The 26,920-nt window shown below is 44.9% G+C and carries 22 protein-coding genes; 13 read left to right on the top strand and 9 right to left on the bottom strand.

Annotated elements, in window-relative coordinates; all coding sequences use genetic code 11:
- Nucleotides 1-52: 52 nt before the first annotated feature.
- Nucleotides 53-1,162, bottom strand: coding sequence for a leucine-rich repeat domain-containing protein (locus H6F73_RS19870; protein WP_190760489.1), 1,110 nt, complete (start codon nucleotides 1,160-1,162; stop codon nucleotides 53-55).
- Between the two features lie 59 nt (nucleotides 1,163-1,221).
- Nucleotides 1,222-3,306, bottom strand: coding sequence for a dynamin family protein (locus H6F73_RS19875; protein ID WP_190760490.1), 2,085 nt, complete (start codon nucleotides 3,304-3,306; stop codon nucleotides 1,222-1,224).
- 272 nt (nucleotides 3,307-3,578) lie between these two features.
- Between H6F73_RS19875 and H6F73_RS19880 the strand changes: the two genes are divergently transcribed.
- From H6F73_RS19880 to H6F73_RS19890, 3 genes are all read left to right on the top strand, one after another.
- A complete protein-coding gene (locus H6F73_RS19880; protein ID WP_190760491.1) occupies nucleotides 3,579-4,652 on the top strand; it encodes a tocopherol cyclase family protein in 1,074 nt (357 codons plus the stop codon).
- A gap of 231 nt (nucleotides 4,653-4,883) precedes the next feature.
- Complete coding sequence (locus H6F73_RS19885) at nucleotides 4,884-5,567, top strand: DNA endonuclease (protein ID WP_242072549.1); 684 nt, start codon at nucleotides 4,884-4,886, stop codon at nucleotides 5,565-5,567.
- 229 nt (nucleotides 5,568-5,796) lie between these two features.
- Nucleotides 5,797-6,444, top strand: coding sequence for a YdcF family protein (locus tag H6F73_RS19890; protein ID WP_190760492.1), 648 nt, complete (start codon nucleotides 5,797-5,799; stop codon nucleotides 6,442-6,444).
- 44 nt (nucleotides 6,445-6,488) lie between these two features.
- Here the strand turns inward: H6F73_RS19890 and H6F73_RS19895 are convergent, their stop codons facing one another.
- On the bottom strand, nucleotides 6,489-6,785 hold the full coding sequence (locus tag H6F73_RS19895; RefSeq protein ID WP_190760493.1) for a DUF2288 domain-containing protein: 297 nt from the start codon (nucleotides 6,783-6,785) through the stop codon (nucleotides 6,489-6,491).
- Nucleotides 6,786-7,002: 217 nt separating this feature from the next.
- Between H6F73_RS19895 and H6F73_RS19900 the strand changes: the two genes are divergently transcribed.
- The gene (locus H6F73_RS19900) at nucleotides 7,003-7,299 is read left to right on the top strand and encodes a nucleotidyltransferase family protein (RefSeq protein ID WP_190760494.1); all 297 of its coding nucleotides are present in this window, start codon (nucleotides 7,003-7,005) and stop codon (nucleotides 7,297-7,299) included.
- Nucleotides 7,289-7,639 (top strand): DUF86 domain-containing protein, encoded by a 351-nt coding sequence (locus H6F73_RS19905; RefSeq protein ID WP_147686561.1) that lies wholly within the window; start codon nucleotides 7,289-7,291, stop codon nucleotides 7,637-7,639. The genes H6F73_RS19900 and H6F73_RS19905 overlap by 11 nt, the downstream gene beginning before the upstream one ends.
- A gap of 38 nt (nucleotides 7,640-7,677) precedes the next feature.
- Here H6F73_RS19905 and H6F73_RS19910 read toward each other — a convergent pair whose 3' ends face one another.
- Nucleotides 7,678-10,374, bottom strand: coding sequence for a chloride channel protein (locus tag H6F73_RS19910; RefSeq protein ID WP_190760495.1), 2,697 nt, complete (start codon nucleotides 10,372-10,374; stop codon nucleotides 7,678-7,680).
- A gap of 600 nt (nucleotides 10,375-10,974) precedes the next feature.
- On the bottom strand, nucleotides 10,975-11,706 hold the full coding sequence (locus H6F73_RS19915) for a 1-acyl-sn-glycerol-3-phosphate acyltransferase (RefSeq protein ID WP_190760496.1): 732 nt from the start codon (nucleotides 11,704-11,706) through the stop codon (nucleotides 10,975-10,977).
- 799 nt (nucleotides 11,707-12,505) lie between these two features.
- Here H6F73_RS19915 and H6F73_RS19920 point away from each other — a divergent pair.
- Genes H6F73_RS19920 through H6F73_RS19930 form a run of 3 tightly spaced genes read left to right on the top strand, consistent with a single transcriptional unit; the run spans nucleotide 12,506 to nucleotide 17,064 of the window.
- The gene (locus tag H6F73_RS19920; RefSeq protein WP_190760497.1) at nucleotides 12,506-15,016 is read left to right on the top strand and encodes a dynamin family protein; all 2,511 of its coding nucleotides are present in this window, start codon (nucleotides 12,506-12,508) and stop codon (nucleotides 15,014-15,016) included.
- Nucleotides 15,017-15,054: 38 nt separating this feature from the next.
- Nucleotides 15,055-15,744 (top strand): hypothetical protein, encoded by a 690-nt coding sequence (locus tag H6F73_RS19925; protein ID WP_190760498.1) that lies wholly within the window; start codon nucleotides 15,055-15,057, stop codon nucleotides 15,742-15,744.
- 15 nt (nucleotides 15,745-15,759) lie between these two features.
- A complete protein-coding gene (locus tag H6F73_RS19930) occupies nucleotides 15,760-17,064 on the top strand; it encodes a hypothetical protein (RefSeq protein WP_190760499.1) in 1,305 nt (434 codons plus the stop codon).
- A gap of 38 nt (nucleotides 17,065-17,102) precedes the next feature.
- Here the strand turns inward: H6F73_RS19930 and H6F73_RS19935 are convergent, their stop codons facing one another.
- From H6F73_RS19935 to H6F73_RS19950, 4 genes are all read right to left on the bottom strand, one after another.
- On the bottom strand, nucleotides 17,103-19,016 hold the full coding sequence (locus H6F73_RS19935; protein ID WP_190760500.1) for a serine/threonine-protein kinase: 1,914 nt from the start codon (nucleotides 19,014-19,016) through the stop codon (nucleotides 17,103-17,105).
- 377 nt (nucleotides 19,017-19,393) lie between these two features.
- A complete protein-coding gene (locus H6F73_RS19940; RefSeq protein ID WP_190760501.1) occupies nucleotides 19,394-20,470 on the bottom strand; it encodes a fatty acid desaturase in 1,077 nt (358 codons plus the stop codon).
- A gap of 230 nt (nucleotides 20,471-20,700) precedes the next feature.
- Nucleotides 20,701-21,738 carry a hypothetical protein gene (locus H6F73_RS19945; RefSeq protein WP_190673686.1) on the bottom strand — a complete coding sequence of 346 codons (1,038 nt, stop codon included), beginning with the start codon at nucleotides 21,736-21,738 and terminating at the stop codon, nucleotides 20,701-20,703.
- An 81-nt stretch (nucleotides 21,739-21,819) separates the two neighbouring features.
- Nucleotides 21,820-22,335 carry a DUF4112 domain-containing protein gene (locus H6F73_RS19950; RefSeq protein ID WP_190760502.1) on the bottom strand — a complete coding sequence of 172 codons (516 nt, stop codon included), beginning with the start codon at nucleotides 22,333-22,335 and terminating at the stop codon, nucleotides 21,820-21,822.
- A 91-nt stretch (nucleotides 22,336-22,426) separates the two neighbouring features.
- Between H6F73_RS19950 and H6F73_RS19955 the strand changes: the two genes are divergently transcribed.
- From H6F73_RS19955 to H6F73_RS19975, 5 genes are all read left to right on the top strand, one after another.
- Nucleotides 22,427-23,725 carry an AAA family ATPase gene (locus H6F73_RS19955; RefSeq protein ID WP_190760503.1) on the top strand — a complete coding sequence of 433 codons (1,299 nt, stop codon included), beginning with the start codon at nucleotides 22,427-22,429 and terminating at the stop codon, nucleotides 23,723-23,725.
- Nucleotides 23,722-24,375, top strand: coding sequence for a retron system putative HNH endonuclease (locus H6F73_RS19960; RefSeq protein ID WP_190760504.1), 654 nt, complete (start codon nucleotides 23,722-23,724; stop codon nucleotides 24,373-24,375). Before H6F73_RS19955 ends, H6F73_RS19960 begins: the two co-directional genes overlap by 4 nt.
- 363 nt (nucleotides 24,376-24,738) lie before the next feature.
- A complete protein-coding gene (locus H6F73_RS19965) occupies nucleotides 24,739-25,506 on the top strand; it encodes a ChaB family protein (protein WP_190760505.1) in 768 nt (255 codons plus the stop codon).
- Between the two features lie 103 nt (nucleotides 25,507-25,609).
- Complete coding sequence (gene rd / locus H6F73_RS19970) at nucleotides 25,610-25,771, top strand: rubredoxin (RefSeq protein ID WP_190760506.1); 162 nt, start codon at nucleotides 25,610-25,612, stop codon at nucleotides 25,769-25,771.
- A gap of 186 nt (nucleotides 25,772-25,957) precedes the next feature.
- Nucleotides 25,958-26,833, top strand: coding sequence for an NAD(P)-dependent oxidoreductase (locus tag H6F73_RS19975; protein ID WP_190760507.1), 876 nt, complete (start codon nucleotides 25,958-25,960; stop codon nucleotides 26,831-26,833).
- Nucleotides 26,834-26,920 lie beyond the last annotated feature (87 nt).

Genomic DNA, 26,920 nt, shown 5'->3' on the forward strand with positions numbered 1-26,920 from the left:
TGATTTCGTGACAGTTTCCACAAAGAGCAATCGAACCCTAAATTTTAGCCGTTTAAAATTTACAGATAGACTCTGGCTTAACTGGACAAGTTTTATTTGTGAGCATTGGATTGTTGTCGAGTTGGATTTCTTTCAGATTGGTTAGGGAATTCAAGGATTTAAGGTCACTAATTTGATTGTTTTCAAGGTAGAGGAAATTCAGGTTAGTCAGGGAACTTAAGGATTTGAGATCACTGATTTGATTGTTTTCAAGGTGGAGGTGATTCAGGTTGGTCAGGGAACTTAAGGGTTTGAGATCACTGATTGGATTGTTACTGAGGCCGAGGGAAGTCAGGTTCGTCAGAGAACTTAAGGGTTTAAGGTCAGCGATTTGATTGTTCTGGAGGTTGATGCCAGTCAGGTTGGTCAGGGAACTTAAGGGTTTGAGATCACTGATTTGATTGTTACCGAGGGAGGGGCCAGCCAGGTTGGTCAGGGAACTTAAGGGTTTGAGATCACTGATTTGATTGTTAGTGAGGTAGAGGTTTGTCAGGTTGGTCAGGGAACTTAAGGGTTTGAGATCACTGATTTGATTGTTTTCGAGGTTGAGGTCAATCAGGTTGGTCAGGGAACTTAAGGGTTTAAGATCACTGATTTGATTGTTGCTGAGCCAGAGGCTTGTCAGGTTGGTCAGGGAACTTAAGGGTTTGAGATCACTGATTTGATTGTTATTGAGGAAGAGGCTTGTCAGGTTGGTCAGGGAACTTAAGGGTTTGAGATCACTGATTTGATTGTTCATGAAATAGAGGTTTGTCAGGTTGGTCAAGGAACTTAAGGGTTTGAGATCACTGATTTGACTGTTGTTGAGGGAGAGGTATGTCAGGTTGGTCAGGGAACTTAAGGGTTTGAGATCACTGATTTGATTGTTGTTGAGGTCAAGTCTTGTCGTAGTTGAAAGCTTCTGGTTAGCCTGAGTACAATTAGAAGTGCCGGCCTTCTGCAAAAGCACATAAACAGTACGTTTTGTCTCTGGCGGAAGATTTTTTTTACTCAAACACCAATCTGCAAAACTTTTGGGAGTCCCTGTCTGTGTCGTTACAGAACAAGATGAGCCTCCTAGAAACAAAGATAAAGCGGTACTAATTAAGCAAGCTTTCTGTTCAAGACGCCGGCACAGTTTCATCCAACAATTCCTCTTTTTTCAATACAGACTCAACTCAAACTAAAGGCATTAGAAAAACTTCAGTCGATAAACTTCAGTAAATCTTGATATACAATCTCAATTTTATGAGACTCCGTAGAAACATCCGTTTTCAGTTTTTTCAAGCGTTCGAGTTCCGCACTTCGGTTGATTTCACGGGATTGTTTTTGTTGCAGTAAATTATCTAACTCAGCTTTGCGGGAATTAATATCATCATTTACCCGCTTGGTCACTTCCCGCTCATACACATCAAAACACTCTTTAACCGCATCATAAACCGGCTGCCATTGTTCTTGGGCAACTTGTGGCAAATGTTTGACTAACTCTTTTCTCGCTGCTTTCACAACTTCTTTACGCGCTTGATCGGCTTGGAAAAATCCCACACCTAAGCCTAATAAAGCAAGCCCCACCGGCCCGAAAATCATTGCAGCCGGAAAAACCGCAACAATGATGCTGCTCAAACCAATTACGGTAAAATAATTCAGGAGAATACTTTTCCAATCAAAACCGGCACCGGCCATTGCTACCCCAGCAATATTGCCGGTTGATAGTGAAAATAATCCCATCGCCCATTTAGCCCATCCCGGCGATTTATCCTCCGTTGAATTATGGGTGCCGGCTTGTACTTTTTGCCCGGTTAACTTCTCAGTAATCTTATCCGTCACCTGACTATAAGAAGCCCCATAATTTGCCGCACTTCTGGATAATTGGGCGAAGGCTGCATTCATTTCTCGCTCAGCCGTGAGACTCCAATCAGCCAATTTATCACTAATATATTGCTCAAATGCCTGTTGCAGCGATGTATTGAACGCTTCCCGTTTGTCTCCATCAAAGAAATCGGTTAATTTTAACTCGGGTTGATAGCGTAAAAAATCTGCTTCAAAGGAGTTCCCCAAATTCAATACATAAGAACGAAAAGAATCTGCAACTGTTTTTGCCTTGGCATCGCGAGTATTTTTAATTTCCTCCTGAAACTTATCCCGAATTTCTGTCAGGATTTTAAATTCTGGCTCAACTGAGCTAATTTTATTCTTTAATTCATTTACATCTTGATCCAGTAAAGGAATCCGGCGCTCAATTGCTTCCTGAACATGAGAGGAGGTTTGACGCGCTAAGGTTCTCACCTGCCGCAATTCAGAAACCGCCCGTTCTTTTGTCAAAAATGTGTTGAGTGCGCCCATAAACTCGGAAAAGCCGGTTCCTTCTAAAGAAGCAGAAGGATTTTTTAAGCGTTTGCGTAAAGCTTTCAATGCAGAAACTTCAAACACTCGTTCATCGTAAATATCGTGCCCTTCAACTTGGCAGTATTCTGCTAAATTTGCTTTGAAAACTCGCCGCAGTTTTGTTTCAGATTCTTCGAGTTCTTCCGTATCATCCGGATCGATCAAACTCTCGCGCACCTGATCCCACGCATTAATTAAAAAGAAGACAGTTAACCCGCGACCTTTGATATAGTTTTCTAAATACCGGCGCTCTCCAAGGGTACAAGGTTGCGAAGCTCTTAGCACGAAAAGAATCGCATGGCAATTATTAATATAACCAAGGGATAACTCGTTTCGTGCCTCTGTATCATTCAGCCCTGGACTGTCAACAATTTCAATGCCCTTTTCTAGCAGAGGCAGGGGATATTCTACCACCGCACAGTCAACATCTGGAAAGGCTTGTTTTTTCTCTTGTTCTAGTCGCTTTGCCTCAGCCGGATCAATGGTGTAGTTTTGTTTAAAGCTTTTAAAATCTAATTGTTGTGCCGGCTTCCCATCATTAAAATAAAGGGTTACTTTCTTTTCTGGCCCAAATCGTAAAATCGTTAGCAATGCTGTACAGGGATTGACATCACTTGGCAAGATATTTTCACCAATTAAAGCATTTAAAAACGTGCTTTTGCCCCGTTTCATATCCCCCAAAACTAAAAGCCGAAATACTCCGGTTCGTAAATTTTCACCGGCAACCTTAATATCCTCGATTTCTCGCTCTAAACCAAGCCCCCCAGAATTCTGTTTTCCTTCTAATTCTGCTTGCTCGATTGTGTCAGCAATTCTGCCCAAACAACCCGCAACTTCAGCGCGGACTTGCGCCACTTGATTTAAATTATTCAGGAAACTGTCAGGTTCAATTTTGTAAGTCATATAAATTACACCTTTGTTTGGGAGTGAGTGCCGGCTCTAACTAAAAATGAGCGAGAACAAATTCAGAAAATTGTGTCAAGCGCCGGCAGGCAGGTATTTCACCATTTAAACACCCTTCGCCAAGATTTCGTAAGTGGTTTTCTATACAAAAATCATGTATAAATATGAAGCAGACCCGCCAATTCTCAATAATTTCCTAAAAACACTTTCAAGCAACTACGCCAATAAGATACCAACTCAGGCAAAGAAGCGATCAATCAACGAATAAGTTTATGGTTAATCTCCAAACCCCTCACAGTGGCTACCAATGGGACGGTAGCAGTCAGCGATTTTTTGAAGGTTGGTATTACCGCGTTACCCTGCCGGCAGACAATCAAACCTTCGCCTTCATGTACTCAATTGAAGATCCTGCCGGTGGTACACCCCACAGCGGCGGCGCAGCCCAAATTCTCGGCCCTGATGATAGCTATCTTTGCCGCACGTTTCCCGCAACTGATCGATTTTGGGGATGGCGAGATGCCTTGGGATTGGGACATTGGGGCAAAACCGACTTAAACACCCCTCCGCTTTACTTAGAACCGGCAGAATTTGAGCATCACATTCAAGAAGGCTATCAAGGAACCGCCACTTGGCATCAAGGAATTCTCCACGATCCCGGCAGCATCAATTTAGCACAATGGCAGTACGAAATAAAGCCAGTGTACGGATGGGGAAACACCGGCAGCCCTCAACAATCAACCGCCGGCTGGCTGTCTTATTTCCCCATTTTTGAACCCGGATGGCAAATTTTGATGGCACACGGGTTGGCCACCGGCTGGATCGATTGGAATGGCCGGCGCTACGAATTTACCGACGCGCCCGCTTATAGTGAAAAAAACTGGGGCCGGTCTTTCCCGCAAAAATGGTTTTGGCTGAATTGCAACTTATTTGACAACGAACCCGATCTCGCTTTGACAGCCGGTGGAGGCCGGCGCGGCGTCCTGTGGTGGATGGAATCGGTCGCCATGATAGGCTTGCATTATCAAGGCAAATTCTATGAATTTGTGCCCTGGAACTCCCAAGTTTCCTGGAAGATCGAGCCTTGGGGCAATTGGCAGATGCAAGCGAAAAATGCTCACTACGCGATTGAACTAACCGGCACCACAGATCGGGCCGGCACACTCCTTAGAGCACCCACCGAACAAGGCTTAATCTTCTGCTGCCGCGACACCATGCACGGTCAGCTTAGCCTGCAACTGAGCGAACTTTCAGCCGGTCAATCGCAAGTGATCCTGAAAGCCACCAGTTCAGTCTGCGGGCTGGAAACAGGCGGTGGCCCTTGGGAAGAAACTTGGCACTCTTCTTAAAAGTGGAAAATTAACAAAAACTCATCCCCAAAAACTGCTATGATATTTCTGTATTTGGGGTTGTAGCTCAGTTGGATAGAGCGAGCGCCTCCTGAAAATCGGGCACCTTGGGGGAAACTCCATGTGTGAATGTGGTCAAATTCAAGGAAGCCTACCTCTGGTAACAGATAAGGTAATCTTGAGCCAAGCCAAAGACAGTGCTGAGTAATGGGTGAATTTAAAACTTAAAAATTGAAGCTCAAAACTCAAAACGCTTTGGAAGGTGCAGAGACTGGTTTTAAGGAGTCAAAAAAGATAGACTCTCATGTCTTATCAAAAGTAGAGCAAAGAGGAATTCTGGTTGGAATGTTGTTAGGTGAGGGAAGAAGAAGTCAAAATAACTTCTTTATTCTGAACTCATCTAAGTTAGAGAGCTACATTCTTTATAAAAAAGAAGTTCTCGAAACAATAACCAGAAGACCCGTAAGTTTACAAAGGGTGCAGGGAAAAGAAGGAGAAGAACTGATTCGCATAGAACCCAAGTTAATACCTTTAACACGGGTTTTGGTGAAAAAGTTATACCGGGGCGGAACGAAAACAATCACACGAAAGTTTTTGAACCTTTTGACTCCCCAAGGAATAGCGATTTGGTTTATAGATCGCGGTTCTAAATCCTTCAAGAAAAAAAACGGTAAAGTTCATGCGCTGGAAATTAGCCTAAATACTTATCTTTCCAAAGAAGAGAGTGAGATCATCGTTTCTTATTTCTCAGACGTGTGGGGGTTTAAGTGGGGGTTAAGTAAAAGTCACGAAACTTACCGGCTCAGAATGGGCACCAAAGAAGGAAAAAGGTTTTTATCCTTCATTCACCCTTACGTTCACGAAAGTATGCTCTACAAAATTCAAACCTCCTTAAACACAACGGCCACCACCTAAGGGTTTACAGCCTATGGTGAAGGAATAGTCCAGAGAGTGAAGAAACTCACACAAATCTGAAGCGCTAGGCCGCCGGTTCGATCCCGGCCAATCCCGTTATCTGCTAAGCTTTATGTGACAAATTCCCTGATTTGAGTGGATCTGCTTAGAAGGGAGTTCGGGAAGCGCTCTGAAGCCGCCGGCTACAAAAGGCGCTTCTGGGTGCAATGTTATGTATTGATTTTTGTATATGCTTTTGAGGATCTGTCCGAACCCTAAACGTCACCGACGTTCCAGAGACTCGTTACGTTCCGTCTCTATGTGGTCTAGAGGCAGATCGATCTTATGCTGGCTACTAGGAGTTTCTGTTGTGTGTTGGATTGGCTACCGGCAACTGCAAAATAACTTCAGTACACCCCAAGCATTATTAGTGTTGGGTGGCGCGAAAGAGCGAGAAATTTTTGCGGCAGAATTGGCAAACGAGCATCCTGAAATGGATATTTGGGTCTCTAGCGGCAGCAACCCAGAATATGCAGAATGGGTGTTTTCAGAAGCAGGAGTCGATCTAAACCGGCTGCATTTAGATGATCGCGCAGTAGACACCGTCACCAACTTCACCACCCTGGTGGATGAATTTCAAGCCAGAGGCATTACAAGCGTTTACTTAATTACCTCCGATGACCACATGAGGCGAGCTAGGGTCATTGGAGAAATTATATTCGGAAGTCGGGGAATTGCCTTTAAACCGATGCCGGTGCCTTCTGGACGACCGCCAGAACCGATTGAAAAAACACTCCGGGATGGAGCCAGAGCGGTTCTGTGGGTGACAACCGGCCATACAGGTTCAAGATTGAGCAAGGTTTTACCGCCTTCTCGCTCCGTCAACCGAAACCGTTAAAGCCTGCGTGCCGGCTAAGAATGCCGGCTTAACCTTTTCACCCCTCAAGCAGCCGCCAATTCTTGAACCAAAACAAACGGCTGCACAATTAACGTATTAAAGCGTTTGCTGCGGTTAACGTTCCAGTCTGCGACTTGCTCGGCAGATGGTTTGTAGATCAATTGCTCACCCAGCCAATGCTGGACAGACTGAACATTATCACTAGCAATCGCCACCCCCACTTCAATCAAGTCTAGCTCTTGTCCCACCACAACCAACGCTTGCCGGTCAGCATGAGGCTGCAGCCAGTTCCATTCAGCCTCATCCAGCATTTCCTCTAATTCCGCTCTGATATCTTCCATTGCTTAAAATTCCGGTTCGCTCATCGCTCATTTTAGCGAATTCAGTGAGGCATTCGCGTTCATCCTTGCAAAATTCCTTCCCTGCGCTTGAGTTAGTTTATAACTAGAAACAGCAGTCATTCATCCTGTAAATGTTGCCCCCAAGCCGGCAGCTTTCCAAATCCCCTAATTTCAGCCGGCAAAAAACACCCCCATAAAATCAAGTCGAGAAAATTCTATGAAGCGAGATGAAGTTATCGCAATTTTAGCAGCCCATAAAGATGAATTAAAAGCTTTAGGAGTCAAATCTTTAGAGCTATTTGGTTCAGTGGCACGGGATGAAGCCGGCCCATATAGTGATGTAGATTTCTTAGTAGAGTTTGAGGACAAAAACTCTATCGGATTGTTTGAATTTAGCAAAGTGCGGTTTTTCTTAGAAGATATCTTGGGATGCTCTGTAGACATCGGGACTCGTAAAGAATTAAGAAAAGAACTGCGGGAGCGGGTGATCAACGAGGCGATTCGTGCCTACTAGAGAATGGCCTCTACGGATTCAGGATATTATCGCTGCAATTGCCAGAATTCAACGTTTAACAGAGCAGAAGACGTTTGAGGAATTTGAGGCAGATGAAGCGATTTCTGGAGCCGTTCTCTACAGTTTTATTATCATTGGTGAGGCGGCTGTCAATGTCCCTTTGGCTTTGCAAAACCGTTATCCTCACATTCCCTGGCGGCTGATGGGAGATATGATAAATGTCATGGCTCACGAATATTTTCAGGTGAATATGGTGCGGGTTTGGAATACGATTCAAAATCACCTGCCGGCACTTGTGCCGCCATTACAAGATTTACTAAGAAGTGAAGGAATTAAATAAATAGTTCACTTCTTAGTAGAGGGCGTGAGTCACGCAACCTACGCGCTGGCACTTCTTACTAGCATCACGGTACAATCACAACCTCGCGTGATGGCTTCGGGAATATTTCCCTTAATAACTTGCTGCAATAAACCTTCTCGACTTGCGCCTAAAACAATCACATCACACTGATCTTTTTGCGCTAAATCTATTAACGCTTCAGAAACAGAATTTGCACAAACCGGCATCAAAATCACTGGCACATTCAATTGCCGGTCTAGAAACTGCAAGGCATTATCCAACAACGTTGTATCAAATTTCCCAGCCGAAGACTGACAAACCTGGCACAGCCGGATTTCTGGTTTCGCACTGATTGCGACCAAAGCCGGCAGTAATTGCACTGCACGCTGAGAATTCGGGCCGCCGGCCATCGGCACCAGCCAGCGATTTAAAGAAAGTCCTGAGTTTAGAGTGTTGAGTCTTGAGGGGGGAATGGCTGCCTCGCTGAAGATTTCAAGCCGTCGCCGGCTTTTCTCACCCCATTTCACCAACACCACATCACACGCCGCCTGCCGGATTAGCGTATCTACAGAATCGCCAAAAATTCGACCGGGAGTGGAGGTGTTGCCTTTCCACCCCATCAAAATTAAATCGATGTGTCGTTCCTTAATGGTTTCTAAAATTGCTTGGGCTACATCATGGGCGACGCGCACCTGGGTGTGCACCGGCACGTCCCAATCTCGCCCGATCCGCTCAGCCTCACGCAGCATCCGGCGACTTTTGACGGTTCTCACCGGCGTCTCTGCCGGCGAACTGTGGCGAGAGACCAGCATCACCTGAAGGCACTCAATTTCATAGTTGCGCTCGTGGGCCATTGCCGCCGCCAGACGCAACAAGGCTGGGGCGGTTTGCGGGTTCGCCAAAGGCACCAGCAGCCGGCCTTTACCCGTTGCCGGTGCTCGCGTTTGGTAAACCACATAAGAAGGCTCAGGATGCGGGCCAACCTGAGCCTTTTCGCCGATCAGTTTGTCTGATTCTGCCCGAATAATATCGCTGCGCGTGATAATCCCCACCAGCTTTCGGCCCTCCGTCACCGGCAGCCGGCTGAGATTGTAGCGATTGAGCCGGTACAGTACCTCACTTAAGGTATCTGCCGGCCTGACTGTCACCGGCTGTGGCGTCATGAACTGGCTCAAAGGCGTATTTCCGGGCAACTGCCGCTTGCCGGTATTTGCCAAGTCTGTTTGGGTAACAATCCCCACCAGCTTGCCATTATCGACCACGGGAAAGCCCCGGTGGTGAGAGCGGGAAAATGCCTGCATCACTTCATCTAAGCTGATTTGGCTCGATAGCGTTTCCACACGGCGCTGCATGACATCCGATGCCGAGAGCTCAGCCAAAAGCCCATCGGTCGGCTTTTCCTTTTTCAAATTAATGCCATTAAATTCTAGTAGCCGGTCATAAAGCGATTCCTTTTCCACCTTTTCCGCCACTAGATAAGCCACCACAGAGCCAATCATTAAAGGCAGCACCAGTTTAAAATCGGTGGTAATTTCAAAAACAATCACCACGGCTGTAATCGGTGCTCTGCAAACCGCACAAAAAAATGCGCCCATGCCGGCAAGGGCGTAGGTGGTAGGCACCCCAATGCCGAACCAATCCCACTGCAAAATTCCGACTATGTGGCCCAAGGCAGAACCTAGCACTAGGGATGGGGCGAATAACCCGCCCGGTGCGCCTGAAGAGGCGGCGATAATGGTCAGAACGAAGTGAGCGACAAAGGCGAGGGAAATACTGGTCAGGTTAGCTTCTTTGCTGAGGAGGAAGTCTCGCAAACCTGAATTGTTGCGGAAGGCTTCGGGTAGCATGGCCACCGCAAGGCCACACACCAGCCCAGCTAGGGCGATACGCACCGGCAGTCTCAGACGCAGTACGCGCCGGTTGAAGTGTAAGAGGGCAACAATTGATTTCGTGAACAGGCTGCCCAGCAATCCAGCCAGGATTCCCAACACCACGTAACAGGGAATTTCCTGGGCGAGAAACCGGGTCGGGGAAACGCTTTGAGTGATGTCGAGATTCAGATCGCCACCCAGCAATTGAGATACAACAGCACCGATAAAGGAAGCGATGATTGCTGGGCCAAGGGTAAAGCCGGAGATATCGTGGAGCAATTCTTCCACGACAAACAGCACGCCGGCAATGGGTGCGTTGAAACCGGCAGCTAAGCCGGCTGCCGCCCCACAAGCAATGAGTTGGCGTCGGTAGTCGGGCGAGGTGGGAATCAAGCGACCGATCCCCGCAGCCAAAGCGGCTCCAATTTGCACAGTCGGGCCTTGCCGGCCTAAGGTTAACCCTGAACCCACTGCTAAAATTGTGCCGATCAGCTTGACACTAGCCACCCGCCAATCTAGGGAAATACTCACGCCGGCTAAAGCGGCTTTGACGTGGGGAATGCCGCTGCCGGCAGTCTCCGGTGCCAGTCGTTCCACCAGCCAGCCGGTGAGCAACCCCCCAACAACTCCGACACTGGGAAGCAAGAACCAAGCGGGGATCAGCTGGGATGCTGTATAAACTCGCCACCCTCCCAGCCATCCCACCCCTTGTTTGAGCAAAACACCCGCCAGTCCAGAGACTAAGCCAATCAGACACGCTTCCAAAATTGCAAGGCGTTTTGGGCCTAGGATTTGAGACGCGATAATCTTTCGATATTTTTTAAGCTTGAACTTTGAATTTTGAATTAAGTTCTGATAATTCATAATTCATAATTCATAATCCAAATGGATGTTGTTAAAGCCATCTTTTTTAGTTTAATCTGGTTGCGGTTGGCATTGCATCAAATTTCTATGGATCAGCCATTAGGCTAATTTATGCCGTCAAGGAGCTACTAGCTGCTGAAAGGGTTGCTGAAAGGGGTGGTCAGTAAAGGCTGATACTTTTAGGAAAAATATTTTAAAAATCAGCCCCTAAATGAATTAACCCACGCAAACCCCCTTGGAAGCGTTTCTCGCAGTTTCACAAAGAGTGGGGTGTGCGTGGTGTGGTTTAGTGACTTAAACCAGGCTCAGCAAAATTTTGATTTTTTGTTTTGCTGTAGCCGTTCAATATTATCAAACTATTGGAGCGTATCTTCTAGTTTGCGGGTGATTAGATTTAGTTGCAAAGGGTATTTTTTTACCGCAGATGATAACGCAGCCTGCCGGCAGGTATATGCAGATGATAGCGCAGCGTGCCGGCAGGTGTATCCAGATAGGGTTAAGAGTGTGATGCGAATGCCGGCGCGGTAGGTTATCGCTTACAAGGGCCGGCTTTTGGGATTTTTCTAAAAAAGGTACTGGGTATGTGCCTTTCCTTAATGCTTACTCTGCTTTAAATGAAGGGTGCTCGCTATCCAATTTTTTAATCGCGGTTTCCAAGTGATCGGTGATCTGTTGTGCGCCTTGCTTGGTATGTTGCTGGCAGTAATCAGCCACCGCCAAGGGTGAACCGATGCGAACACTGACACCGCAGCCCCAAGTCGCATAGGGATGACCGTAACGAATGCTCATCGGCACAATTTTAACACCCAATCCGGGGTGGGTCGATTCAGCTTGCAGGGCGATCCGAGCGAGTCCGGGTTTTAGCGGGTGAACTTCACCGTCGTGAAAAATGCCACCTTCGGGAAAGATCACCATCATCTGACTATCTAGAAGCAGTTCTACGCCATGACGCAAGCTGGAAATGCCGGGATGCTTAACATCAATTGGAAATCCACCGAGTTGCCGAATCAACCAGCCTTGCAGTCCTTTCACTTCATCTGCCGTCACCATAAATCGTAAATGCCGGCCTGTGACATGATGTCCTGTTGCGTAAGGCAGCATCAACGAATCCCAGCGAGAACGGTGGGTGGGGGCCAAAATCACCGGCCCTTCTTTCGGTAGATTTTCTTGCCCGCTCACCTCTAGCCGGCCAAAATAAGATGGCAGAACCAGGAAACGACCCAGAGGATAAGTTAAGGCAGTTAGCCAAGGCGAAACACCAGAAGTTACCGGCCTCATAGTGGCAAAAGGTCTGACGTTGAGAGAATGTTCTGAGGAATTGAGCTGGATCATGGTGGTGTCGCTGACTGTGGCTAGAGGTGATGAACTTCCTGAAAGGCTGCTTAAACCTAACTTAAGGTGCTTTATCTGCCTTGTCTTCTTTCTAAGGGACACTTTTCCCAGTGTCCTCAATCCTCCAGTAGCTAGATTAAAAAGGGAAGTCGGGGCGATCTTTGGCTCAAAGAGATTTTATTTAAAAAAAAATTAATCATTAAACTCACTTTTGCAACAGAGAAAAAGATGTTAATAACAAAACTTTGCAAAAGTTAAACAGCTTGATGCCGGCAAAGGCGTATCTAACAGTTAATAAAAGCCGGTGATGAAATTAAACCTTTATTTAACTCAATGCTGTGATGTGTCAAGGAGAAAAGCACAGAGCGCTGCAACGTGAGAAAATGAGCGAATAGATAGATTCATGCGTTATCTCAAAGCATGATTGTCGCTGACTAAATGAAAAATCAGTAAATATACCAGGTGCATACAGCGACTCATTGCTTAACCTTGATTGAGGAAGCTTGGGAGGTATTTTTGCGACCTGTCTAATTCGCTAGAGATTGCTACACCGGCACTGACGCAAACGCAGTTTCCTCAAGCACTGAAACTGTCGTTTCCATCGGTGAACCGCTGGGAAGGTGGCGGGATACCGCCCTTGCCAATCCTTCTCCCGCAGATTAAGGTGATGGTGAAGAAAAAAAAGAATCCGCCTAAAGGCAGACTTCGCCTGCATGGGGAAGATTTGCTGCAAAGCAACCCGTTACATTTTTAAGCATTTAGTGGAATTAACCCAAACTATTAATTACAGGGGCATCCAGTGGAACTCAATATTGAATCTCAGTTAAACAACACCCGTAACCTCTTAAAAGAATTAGGGAACTCAGTTTCTAGCTTAGTCAACTCGTCCCCTGATGTTTTTGCTGATTCAGGGATTCAATCTTGCCTACAGGAATTTTTAACTGTTTATGAAGAAGCCGTCCAACGGTTAGAAAATCCTAGCTTTCGGATTGCGACTCTGGGAACTACGTCTTCTGGAAAGTCAACGATTGTTAACGCGCTGATTGGTCGGAAAATCGCACCGATTGAAGCCGGTGAAATGAGTGGGGGTGTATTAACTATCAAACATTCTCAAAAACAAAAATTAATCATTGCAAAAACGAAGGATGCGGTTTGGGAGACTGGTGAATGGACGGGATTAAGTGATGAGGATTTATACCAGAGAATTGGCACCGTGATGCACTCCTATCACGAGGCACGGAAAAAGCGTGAGTATGTTGCGCCACAAATAACCGCCACTGTTTCTCTTTTACCTGCTTGTGATGCTTCTTTACTGGGTTTACCCAATGGAATAGGTGTTGAATTTATTGATTTACCGGGATTGAAATCAGTTCAAGACCGGACTAACTTAGCAAGTATCCAAAACCAAGTCAATAAAGCGTTTAGTTTAGTGGCTTTGGACTATATGCAGGTCGATGATGACCACAGAAAACGCCTATTGGAAGAATTAAAGAAAGTTGTCGAATACCTACAGGGACGAACGGATTCGATGATTTTTATCTTAAATCGGGTCGATCAGCGAGGTGCGGATGATTTACCTCTGTCAGTGCGTATTAATCAGTTAAGAGAGGAAATTAAAGAGGTCTTATCACTTAAAGAACTTCCTGATGTTCTGGCTTTTAATGCTCGTCTTTTATATTATGCTCAGTGTGCTTGGGGTTCAGGAGCTTTTAACGAACCGTCACTGATGAATCAGGAGATACGGTTAAAACTCCTTAAAGCTATGTTTCAAGACTGTGCAGGAGTTATTAAATTAAATACCAAAGAGAACCGAGATTTAAAAAATTGGTTTCGTGATATTGAAGATCGGGTAGAAGAGAATAAGGTTATTGATGATGAAACCATGCGAAGAATTCTCCGCTATGCACTAGATTGGAGTGGTGGTAGAGAACTTTGGGATTGCTTTCGTGGGCGGGTTCAAGAATCATTTGCAGAACTGGTAATACTTCCTGCGTTGTTGGAAGTATTCGATAATTACGATGTTTTGGCAGAATCTCTTGATATTGTGATTCAAACCCGAAAAATTAACAATCAAGAGCAAGTTCAAAAAGCAATAGATGAAATTGCTAAAATTAGTCAAGATTTGCAGGAAAAGATCGAAAAAATCATTCAAGAATTTAACACCTGGATTAAAGAAATGATAAAAACTCTAAAAAATAAGGATGTTCCTAATACTCGAATTAAGATTAAACAAGATGCTGAAAAAAAAGGAGGTAAGGGGTTTTCTACAATTCTTGATGCTGTCGCTGAAGTAGAAGGAGACTTAACAAAATCTCTAATTGTTCCAGTCCGCGATTCTCTTAAAAATAATCAAGGAGCTTTTGATCTAAGAGATAAACTCCGGGAAGTCACATTACCTTCATTAGCTGAGGATATTTCTAGAGCCTATGATAATGTTAGCCGAGGACTCAGTAAATTTGATGCTGAATCAGAATACTTAGTTAAGCGTGTACGGGCTGATGATGACAAGGGGAAAAAAGAACTTGAACATGATGAGCGTTATGTTCGTCTGCTCTATCACACAATGAGGCAAGCTATATCCGTAAGGGCAGAGTTTGTTCTACAATTAAAAGTTCAACAATTTGAACAAGCTTTAGAATCATTACTTGATGAACAAGTTAAGAGATTAAAAGTTTGTTTGTCCGAGAAAAACTTTTCTTCGATTAATATTGAAAAAGCAGCCATTAGTAATTTGCGTAAGAAGTTAGCTCAAAACTCGTCAACTTTACCTGAGAAGTTTTTTGAACTCCCAGATGCTGTTAAGCAAAACCGTTCTAAAAAAACAGAAGTCGTTGGTACAAAAACAGAATATGAAGCTCGCACAAAAACAGAAGATGAAGAATATACAGAATCCTATCAAGACGGTTCTTGTTTCGCTAGCACAAAAACGAGAACAAAAAAACGTCCAGTAACCAGTGAATACCAAGAAGCGGTAACTAGCAATGTTTATGAAGATATTGAATATGTTGAACTTTTTCTTCCATCCCCAGACTTAATGGCAAAACAATGGTTAAGTGGAATTGAGAAAAGGAAAGGAAGTTTGTGGGATATTTTGCTTAAGTGGATTCTCAAACGATTAGATTATGTTAGCAGTATCTTTGAAGAATCCGTTGATGAGGTTACCAATCTAGCTGAACGTGCTTTACTACAACAATTAACTATCATTGAGGAAAACTTTGATCAGCAAAAACAGTTCTGGCTTGATTTTGAAGTTCAAAAAGATTATGCAACATCAGTCTGTCAAAGTTTAGAAGAAGATTGTCGTCAGTGAAGTAAGTTTTAAACCTAATGAAATTCAGGAGTTAAAAAATGGAACCTTTTGGAGAAGAATTAGTAGAAGCACTATTTGAAGCCTTACCAAAATTAGCAGCATTAGCAGGAACAGCATTAGCAGGAACAGCATTAGCACCTCATCTCAAAAAGCTACATGACCAACTATCACGACTGCCGAATCGTAGGGAAGAATCTAAAGAATCTAACCTTGATTATCCTCGATCTTCTAGCGATCAAACTCCTCCGATTCAAAGACAACAACAGACAACTTATAGAGAAGAAGATAAACAGTATTATTCTCATAATTCATCTTCCACAGTTCAAGCTTTTCCAATTCAAAGAAAAGAGTTTTTAGTTTTAGTAGTTTCTGCATTACAAGCAGATTTTATTGAATCACTCCAAGCAAAAGGAAGCATAGATTCTAAAGATGGGGAATCTCTTTATGAAATTACAAAATATTTGGGGCTAGGTTCTAAAACTGAATTACCTAAAATAAAAAATGACATGAGCCAGTATTCAGTATCAAAAGAAGAAGAAGAATCAGAATATGATATCCGCTTAGTCTATATTGAACTAAAGCAAGCTGATGAAGGATTTAAGCCTCAAGTCAATCAACTGGATAGATATGATGCTTTTCGTAGATTAGCTGATTTAAAAGTTGATCTTACAATCTCCCCTAGATTGCAGATGGAAGCCTACGGAAACCTGGGAGTTTATAATCGCTAAACAGGAGTAATTAAAATGCTTATTGATACCACTCTCTTAGTTAACAATCCCGAACTCATAAAAGCTTTACTAGATGGCTCAATGAAACGCCACGGAAGCGTTATTAGATGGGCTGCGGGTACAGAAAATGGTGGTCAAATTGTGCGCCATTTAGCCGAAACCCCAGGACTAACTAGCAAACTAATGGGTATTCCCTTTTCTCCCATCTTGGGAGGAACTGACGTTATTGGTCATGGGCTTACCTATCAGAAATTAATGGGTATTGAAAAAACCCTATCCTCAGTAATGCGATTAACTCAAATTGCGGCGGGAGCAAGTGTTTTAAACCTTGGTGTCAGTATTGCCGGCTTTGCCTATATGGGCTACAAGCTGCACCAAATCCAAAACACTTTAGGTCACATTCAGCAGTCAATGGAAGAGGGCTTTAACCGAGTTGAAGCCGGCTTAAACCGGATTGAGAATAGCGTGATAACAGGTTTTAATCGGGTTGAAGCCGGCTTGAATCGCGTTGATAACCGCTTAGACACTATTTCCGGACAACTGGCATATTTGTATTTATTGGTAGAAGATAGCCGGCAAAAACAACAAAGCCTTGCCAAAGCTATTTCCCATCTTCATCAAGCAATGCTAATTAAAGAAATTGCTGCTTTAAAAGCTGAACTTGATGACCGTTCTCGTTTTCCTGATGAATCACCCAGAGAAGCCATTAAAACAGCTTCTAGAGTAAAATTATTTCTCAGTAATCAAGCGATGCAGGCTACCCCAGAATTAGATGCTGAAATTATGCTCAATGTTGATGTTTCTATTCAAGGTTGGGCAGTCGCCACAGCAACAGAAGCGAATCTTCTCCTAGAAATCGGGAAGCCTCAAGAAGCTAAAGAATTGCTTGCGATAGAAGTCCCCAAGTTTAAACAAGTCGCGGAAAGATGGGGCGATAAATTAATCAGAGAAGAAAATTATTATTTGTCTACAGCTTATCGCTTTACTAATTCTCGGTTTAAAAAGCATATTACTCCAGAACGGATAGAACGAATTACGGAAATATCTACAAGCGATCGCACTTTATCTCCTGACAAAATCAGAAGCAAAAAAAATCATGTTGATGTAGAGTTTGAAATGTCCTATAGTTCTTCAAAATTTGATGAAACATGGACACATCGCCAAATTGCTGTAGCTGAATATTTAGATGCTTTGAGCGAACTTTCAGCAAGATTAGAAAGTTTAGAGTCTTTTGCACAGTTGTGCGAGAGTAGAGGTGTTAAGAGCAGCCGTGAAATTCTGCCTGGGGCTGACACTGAATCAGGCTTATATATACTTTAAAAAAATATAGAAAGCTTATAAACAATTGAAATAATCGTCTACTCACACCGCCAAATCTTAATCGTCGCGTCATCACTCCCACTCACAAGCGTCTGACTATCGGGACTAAAGGCAACCGAATAAACCGGCCCTGAATGCCCAGTCAGGGTGTGCGCGGGGTCGCAGGTGTCCATTTGCCATAGCTTAATCGTGCCGTCCCGGCTGCCACTGGCTAAAATCTTGCCATCTTCACCAAAGGCAACCGAATACACGTAGCTGGAATGACCGGCAAGAGTGCGTAGCGGCTTAGTTGCCGGCTGTCTGTGTATCTCCCACAGCTCAATCGTATTATCCCAACTGCCACTCGCTAAAAGTTGCCCATCTGGACTAAAAGCAACCGAACGAACGCAATTTGAATGACCGGCAAGGGTGCAAAAGTTGGCACTGTCGGGTCTGCCACCGGCACCCAATCCCCATAATTTAACCAGCCGATCATCACTGCCGCCGGCGAGAAGTTTCCCATTCGGACTAATCGCCAGAGTGCGAACACAATCTGAGCCGGCAAGGGTTTCTATAAGCTGTCCTGTGTTCAACTGCCAGACTTTAATCGTTTTATCCCAACTGCTGCTAACAAGCGTTTGAGCATCGGGACTAATTGCAACCGAATTCACATAATTGTTATGTCCTTTCAGCGTATGAATCAGTTTGCCACTGCCCAAATTCCAGACTTTAATCGTGCGATCCCAACTGCCACTGACGAGAATATAACCATCTGGACTAATCGCAACTGAACTGACATGGCCGAAATGTCCTCGCAGCGTGTGAATTAGGTTGCCGGTGTTCAGATTCCAGACTTTAATCGTGTGATCCCAACTGCCACTTACCAGAACGTAAGCTTGGGGACTCAGGGCAATCGAATTCACCTCTTTTGTATGACCGATCAAGGTTTGAACGCATCGCCAAACCGGCACACTTTTTGATTTGGGATTTTTGATTGCTTTAGTGGATTTCACCGCTATCTTTGCGGCAGGTGAATGTCCAGAACCCACCGGCTGCCGGTTGAGAATTGCGGGAATTTTATTAAGATCCTTAAGCACTTCTGCGGCAGATTGATAGCGCTCATTCACCCCATCTTTCAGCATTTTGTCTAAAATTTCTGCCAACTCAGGGGTAATATTGATTCCTTTCGCGCTTAAAAATTCTCGCCATACCCAGCGCCCTTCCATTGCATCATAAAGCTCATCGAGTGAGCCTTGGGTAAGCAACTGAATGCAAGTCACTCCCAAACTATAAAGATCGCTCGCTGGATAAGCCTTGCCGCCGCGTATTTGCTCAATGGGCGCATATCCTTCTGTCCCCACTCTTGAGCCGGCTTGGCTAATGCCGGTGCCGGTTAGCTGCTTGGCAACTCCAAAATCAATCAGCACCAGTTCCCCATTGTGCCGGCGGAGAATATTCATCGGTTTGATATCCCGGTGAATCACCTGATGTTCATGGACAAATTGCAACACCGGCAGCAACTCTTTCAACAACTGCCGGCTTTGTCCCTCATTGTCGGAACCCTTGCGTTTGCCCTTGCCCAATTCTTGCGAGAGATCGTGCCCATCAATTAACTCTTGCACCAAATACAGAAGCCGGTTTTGCTCAAAAAACGCAAACAGCGATGGAATCTGGGGATGATGTCCCAAGTGAAACAACTGCCGTGCTTCCCGCTTAAACAACTTGATCGCCTTAGCCATTGCCTGAGAATTATTTTGAATATGCGGCTGCGGCAACAATTGCTTAATCACGCACAAACTCTCCAGACGATGTGCGTCTTCAGCTAAAAACGTTCTGCCAAAGCTGCCGGCACCGATTGGCTCAATCGCTTTGTAACGCTCTTTAAGCCGCAGCAGTGAGCCGCAAGTTAAGCAGAAACTTGCGGAGTCTGGGTTTTGGGGCTTCTGGCAAGCAGGGTTGAGACAGTAGCTCATACTGGCGACATCACCAGGTTAAAGCTTTACTTTAGACGATCTAGACAAGTTTGAGAATTTGCCCAAATTCTCTTAATCCAGCTTGTCAGCTGTAGTGCAGACGTGCGACCTCGACAATTGAGGCGACTTAAGCGCCGGTTTCTCGGCAAATATCCCAGTGGTGACGTTTAGCCGGCTCTTTATGTCAGACCAAAGCCGGTTTTGATAGGTGATTGATAATTCTTAGATGAATTAGAGGTTTAGAGTTAACAAAAAATTCTTGCAAAACCGAATTTAGTATGAGTCAGGTGAAACTGACTTTTACTATTAGCCTGGGGTTTAAATCCAAGCTAATAGCAAAAGCGCTTACTCGCCAGAAAGCAGTCAAGGGCAATCCTTCAGTTCTGGATCAAGTTTTGACTAAGCGGGCTAGTTACAGACTTTTCTTCTGACCAATCTGTAAAGGTATTTTCATCTTTGTAATGCCGAGGAGTTTGCAGTAACAACTGCCAAGCTTCGCCCGCATCCAATAAATTCATTCGACCCGGATAGTGAAGTTCTAGCAATTCTCTGACTAGGGGGTAATAATCAGAGTTAATGCCAGGGAAAATATGATGCTCGGTGTGGTAAGAAAAATTGAGATGCAACCAATCGAAAAATTTAGGCACCCGGATTGACAAGCTATTGAGCAAGGGATCATTAATGCTTGTCATCGGGGAAAGCATATGATTGGTATAAATATAAAACATCAGGCCGGCATAACCAATCCCGATGGGAAGAAAGTAACTCAGTGCGAGTTTGAGTGGGTTAAATTGCAAGAAGCTGAGGATACACAGATGAAGCGCTAAAATTATTAGAACTTCACCCGCAATTGTCCGCCGTTCTTTATCGCTGACTGTAAAAGCAGCCGGCACATAATCAACCGATTCATCATTAAAAAACAGCACTGAGGTGAGGTTTCTAAAAGTATGAACTCCCCAAGCACTGGTCATCCCCACAGTTAACCACAAAGGATTCACTTCAGCAGAGGGGACAAATAAATTTTGAATCCATTTTCCCCAGGTTTTCGGCTGCTCGTTTAAGTAATTGCGATCGGGATCTGTCAGGGAATTCGTTTTGTTGTGATGCTCTCGGTTATGCACTGCTTTCCACTGCGTTGGCGGCATCCACAATATCGCAAGTCCCAGCAAACCCAGAATCCCCATGATCCGCCGGTTTCTAATCACGCTGCCATGCATGAGGTTATGGGAACTGAAAAGCAATACAATCACGCTGTTACCCATCACCAGCGATATGGGTAGGTAAAGCCATAAAAGGTAGGCCGGCCACTGATCTAATGTGGAGGCAATGGCCCAACCTCCCATCAGAATTACCAGATTCAGCAACAGGAGGACTAACTTGCTGGGAGCCGGTTCAAATGCTTCGGGTGGCAGCAGGGGACGCAATTTCTTTGCATACTCTGGCTGGGAAACCATAATCTGCTCGTCAGCAAGATTCTTTAGATTTTGTAAAGTCAACGGGAAATACCTTGATTAACAACCAACTGAATTGGCTAAGCCAACAGGCTGTGCATACTATTACACTGGAGTCTTTGACAAATTAGGAGAAATGTATTTTGTCAAGAAGCCGTGTGTAAATCTTATTAAATCTTGTATTGAGTAGTTTGGGAATCCCCACCCAGGCATAGAGTTGGGTGAGGAGGCGGTTAAGAATCTGAATCACTCAAGATTCGCAGACGAATCGTGCGTTCGTTATCACCCAATTGCACTTCAATCACTTCACCGGCAAGTCGCTCCATACAGCTGATGAGAGAGCGCAGGTGCGGAGTTGTTGCGCCGGTGTCTACATAAAGCCGGTCAGCAAGACTTGACAAACGCTTCCAAGTAGTGTACAGCTTTGCCACAGTCTGTTCTACTTGGGATGCTTGCTTCACCATATCTGCTGCCGTGTTCAGACAGCCTAGCCGCAGGGCTTCTTCTAGCGCCATTTCCATGTCTAAAGACGACTGGTTAATGGTTTGCACTTGAGCAGCAGCATCCAGATATTTTGACAAGTTACGAGCGTCTGAGGTGAGCTGTTTGACGGTATCAACATCGGGATTTTCGGCGGCTTCCTGGCGGATGGCGTTGAGGTGCGACTCTGGCAGCTTTTCCATCTCTTTCACCAGAGGCGCGAGAAAGCGAGTAGGAACTGATCCACCGGCAGCTTTTTCCTTGACTTCATCCGGCAGTAAGTCGGAACTCATCGCTGTCCACTCATCAGACAGTTGGCGCACTTCCCGCCGTGTGATGCGATCGCCGGTACGGGCGGCATCTGTGACAAGCTGCTGCACTTCTGGGGAGGCTTTGGCGGTTTCTACAAACGCGCGTTTGCTGAAATTGTTGATGGAAGAGGGATCGAGATGTCCTTGTTCGAGGAGGGTGTCGGCACTGTTGGAGAGTTCAATGAGTGCGTAGGCTTGACTTTTACTAATTTCCCGGTTTTTCAGCCAGTTGAGAAAGCCGGTGCCGCGCCCGTCTCCGCCTTTTTTCTCACGATCTCGGATAGATCGCAAAATTCGTCCGCGCCAAATGTCGGTTTGCAAGTCGAAGCGATCGCAGACTTGCCACGCACTGTCAAGTTGCTGCTGATAATCTAATTCAGAAATTTGCTCATCTTCTGGATCAGGCAGTTGAAAAGTCAGATCGGTGATGCCGGCGAGGGCATTGGCAAGATCGTCGGGAGACTGGAAAGACTGAACCATTGGAGAAAAGCAGACAACAGCTGGTTTATTATCCCACCTCTTGTGAAGCCGGCGTGTGGGGAGCCGGCCAACTGCCAGCCATTAGCCGCCGGTGAATAGTCTCACCACTAGGCTGATCAGGAATACGCTCAAACCCGCAACCGCAATCACGACAAGCATCAAGCCGGCTAGCAGCATGAACACAAACCACTTGTCAGCTTTTTTGCTATTGGGTTGGGGAACGTTCAAGTGGCTTTCCAACAATGCCACATTCTTAGTATTGGCTTTCCAAGTGACATCTACCAAGTCTCCCAACACCGGCACCGTGCCGGCGAATGTCTCAAATAGGATGTTAGAAACCATTTGCACCAAGGCTTCTCGTGGCAAGCCTAGCTTTGCGGCTGAGTAGACGATGTAGCCAGAAAGAACCGCGCCGGCGATGTCACCGCCACCCGGTAGCAGTCCCAGGAGGGGATCAAGTCCGATGCGATAGCGAGTGCCAGGGATGCCAACGGCGTTATCGAGGAGATGACTAAGCTGGCGCAGGCGTTGCACGGTTGCTATTTGAGCTTCGTTACCAGGAATTATCGGGGAAGGTTGATGAGGAGGTTGGGACATCTGAACGCTCTCTTTTTATCGCATGGCAGCTAGCTTACAATTTGCCAGATGCCTATTAAGATCCAGATCATAATGCAGTGAAGGTCAGAAAATGAGAGTCAAGCGCCTGAAGATGCAATCGTTTCGCGGAATCGGCGATTTAACCCTAGAGTTCCCACCAGATGAACCGACAGTTTTTATCGGTATTAACGGCGTGGGAAAATCGACTATTCTGGACTGCATTGCTATTCTCTTATCTCCTTATATAAATTTGATTAAGATGTGGCCTACGGTTCCAAAAAGCTCTTTTAGCAGCTTTGACGAACTTAAGCAGCAAAAAAGACAGATCAAGTTAAATCCTTTGATTTCGCAATTCTATGAGAAAGAAAATAATAAAAATGGACAAGCAGAAAGTCAGATTGAAATTACAATTTTAACGGAAAAAATGTTAGACGTTAAATGGTTGGCAAGCACCATAAAACCCTCTTATATTGAATTACTACAGCAAATATATGAGCAATGTGACCCAAATTTTAGTGGAAACATACCTTTAGCTATTTACTACCCGGTTAATCGAGGGGTGCTTGATATTACTCTAGATATTTCGGAGCAACTTTCATTCAATAAACTAGATGCCTATGATTCTGCACTAACAGGTGGGCAAATAGGCTTTAATAGCTTCTTTCAATGGTTTAGAACATTGGAAGATTTGGAGAACGAAGAACGACGAGATGACCCTGATTATAGAGATAGGCGACTAGAAGCAGTTAGAGACGCCATCAAGAATCTCATTGAGGAGTTTTTAAATTTACGAGTTAGGCGCTCACCCCTGCGAATGACGGTAGAAAAACAAGGTCAGGAATTTATTCTAAATCAGTTATCTGATGGTGAGAAATGCTTGCTGGCAATGGTGGGAGATTTGGCGAGGCGTTTAGCACTTGCCAATCCGAACTTAAAAAAACCACTGGAAGGAGCTGGTGTTGTATTGATTGATGAAATTGAGCTGCACCTTCACCCAGAATGGCAACGTGAAATTATGCCCAAACTGACCAGCACATTTCCCAATTGCCAGTTTATTGTTACCACTCATTCCCCACAAGTCCTTAGCCAAGTTAAACCGGAAAGCATTTATATTCTTGAGAGAACAGAGGAAGGGGAGATCATTGCCAAGCGTCCAAAAAGTTCATTTGGCAGAGATAGCAATCGCATCCTTGAAGACTCGATGGGAGTTCCAGAGCGTCCACTGGAAATTAAAAATAAGATTCTGAAACTGTTTCAAATTATTGATAGCGGAGATATCGAAGCTGCTCAGCAATTGCGCCAAGAATTGGCAGATGAAATCGGCTCGGATGAGCCGGAGTTTGTCAGAGCAGATATCTTAATTCGTCGCAAGGAGATTCTTAACAAGTGAGATATATCCCAAAAGGTGAGGAACCAGAATGCTTGGCAAAATGGAAAGCGCGTGCTAACGAAGATTGGACACCTATCTATAAAGACCTTCGGGGAACACCAAAAACCGAACTGCATGAGTCGTTGTTACGTGAACAAGGGTATATTTGTTGTTACTGCGGAAACAGCATCAACGACAAAGACAGCCATATTGAACATTTCAAGCCTCAGACTACTTATCCAGATTTAACCTTGGAGTACACAAATTTGCTGGCTTCATGTCAGAGAGAAGGCAAAAAATCTGAGCCAGTCCATTGTGGCCCGAAGAAAGCTTACTGGTATGATGAGCAACTGATGATTTCTCCTTTAGAGCCAAACTGTGCAGATTTTTTTACTTACTCCGGTTCTGGAGAAATTCTGCCGGCAACTGATCCAGACAAGCAAGCCGCTGCTAAAGAAACAATTGATAAACTCGGACTTGACATTGACAAGTTGAGAGCAGAACGCATCCAAGCAATTGAGGGTTTCTTGCAGGCTATCAAAGGACTCACTGACGAAGAGATCCAGCAGTTTGCTCAAGCTTATGAAAAACTTGATGTTAAAGGTAAGTACGCGCCATTTGCTACAGTGATTGCCTATTTTTATAAAAAATACTTCACCGGAACCACATGATCTAACCTGTCTTGCCACTTGCAAATTTCAACAACACCGGCATCTAACTCGCTAAATTTCCCATCACTATTTTCTTTTAAATAACAATGTCATTCGTCTTTTTATTAGCTTCTATACTTGAGTTCGCTTAACAAAAAATTTAAGCTAATTTATCTCTTTTCGCCTTCTTTTAGCAATGCAGAAACAGTCGTGACTTCACGCCCAATTAGTAGCCATAGATACCGGCACTTTCTGTTACCATCGGCAGAGAAAAGCTGAGACTGCCGGCTTGAGAATGATCAAACCCCAGGTAGATTCAGGAATAGGGGTGTGTCTTGTTATTGTGCTACAAGAAAGGACGAAAAAATCTCAAGGAGAAGCATAATGCCTGACCAATATCAAGCAGAACGCACAATATCAGCCGTCTTTAAAGAAGAAAGTCAATTAGATGGTGTTGTTCGGCGTCTGCTGGATCGGGGTGTACCCCAAGATCACATTTCGATGATGGGCAAAAATTTTCAATCTAATACGCGCATCACCGGCTTTATTACGAAAAAAGATGTGATTTTGGGAGGCTTGCGAAGCGGCGCGATTTTTGGTTCCCTTTTTGGTTCGTTTTTAAGTCTGCTTACCGGCGTTGGCATCCTGTTTATTCCCTTTGTCGGCTCAGTCGTAGCAGCCGGCCCATTGGGTGCTGTACTCTTAGGTGCAGCGAGTGGTGCCCTTGCGGGTAGTGCCGGTGCCGGCTTAGTTTCTGCATTGGCGACGCTGGGAATGCCTGAAGATAAGGCGGCAATTTATCAAACCCGCGTGGAAGCCGGGGAATTTCTGGTGATGGCAGAAGTGCCGGCAAATAAAGCCGGTGAAATTCAACTGCTGCTGGAAAGTGCCGGTGGGGAAGAAATTACAGTCAGCGAAATGACGCTGCCTCGTGCAAGTGCCGGCAAGTGCAACACTGTAGCCGATCTGTCTCCCGAAGTCCGTTCACACCTATCTGAAGAGGCGCAACGGACATTTATGGAACGCTACAACGCCGCGTTTGATGAAAGTAACGATGCCTCGCAGGCTGAACACGCCGCTTGGGATACCATTCACCAACAGTACAACGAAGACGAAAATGGTGTTTGGTCAAAAGCCAAGGTGAGTGTGTAGACTACATTTCTTGTCTTAGCCTGATAGAAGATTGAAACCGGCCTCTAGAACTTTGGTTCTGGAGGCTTGTATCATACAGGGGATGTATCAGGAGAAGATTAGAATGCAAAAATATATATGCACCGCCTGCGCCTATGAATATGACCCAGCAGAAGGCGACCCTGATAGCGGAATTGCACCCGGTACGGCATTTGAAGATATTCCTGAAGATTGGGTTTGTCCGATTTGCGGAGTTTCCAAAGCAGATTTTGAGCCGGCTGAATAATCGAGAGTTCCTTTACTTTTGAATCAGGAAAATGGGTAAAAGGTAATCAAAAATGGGGATAAAATTGAGCTTCTACCCATTTCCCTTTTCAAACTCCCAAGCTTGATATTTTTAAGCAAACGCCCATATAATTGCAATTTTTAATTTAAAATAGAAATAGAGAAAATCTGAAACGTTAAAATAAGAATGGCAAAACTTTTAATCACCGGCAGCAGTGGATTTCTAGGATGGAACCTGTGCCAAATTGCCCGAGAAGAATGGCAGGTTTATGGAACCTACTTTTCCCAGCCGGTGGAAATTCCAGAAATAAATTTAGTCCAATCTGATTTAAGAAAATTTGAAGAACTCAAGCGCATCTTTGAAGAAATCAAACCAGATGCCGTCATTCATGCTGCCGCTCAATCGCAACCGAACTTATGCCAAACCCGCCCTCAAGAATCACACGAAATTAATGTAACCGCATCTTGCAATATTGCCGGCCTTTGTGCAGATTACTCCATTCCTTGCGTTTTCACTTCCAGCGACTTAGTCTTTGATGGCTTAAATTCTCCTTACCGGGAAACAGATCCCGTGTCTCCTGTCAGCATCTATGGGGAACAAAAAGTCTTAGCAGAAGAAGGAATGCTCAAACGCTATCCCCAGACAGCAATTTGTCGGATGCCTTTAATGTTTGGTGATGGAGGGCCGGCAGCCAAAAGTTTCATTCAACCCATGCTAGAAAGCCTCAGAAAAGGACAAGAACTCGCTTTATTCACCGATGAATTTCGTACGCCGGTAAGCGGCCAAACAGCAGCAAAAGGACTTTTACTCGCATTAGAAAAAGTGAGTGGGCGAATTCATTTAGGCGGAAAAGAAAGAATATCGCGTTATGACTTTTTCCGATTACTCGTAGAAGTGCTAGGACTAGACGAAGCAAAAATCATAACCTGCCGGCAACAAGACGTTAAAATGGCAGCGCCCAGACCCCCCGACGTATCCCTAGACAGTTCCAAAGCTTATTCCCTAGGCTATCACCCGCCATCCTTGCGAGAAGAATTTGAACAATTGCGGGGAAAAGTGTAAGCTAATCGCAGACTTAATAACCCCTCAGCGTCCCCTAAATCTTATCTGTGGACGCAGGTGGAACTCCTATGACGAGCAAAGCACATT

Origin of the sequence: Microcoleus sp. FACHB-68, assembly GCF_014695715.1 — a bacterium.
GTDB lineage: Bacteria > Cyanobacteriota > Cyanobacteriia > Cyanobacteriales > Oscillatoriaceae > FACHB-68.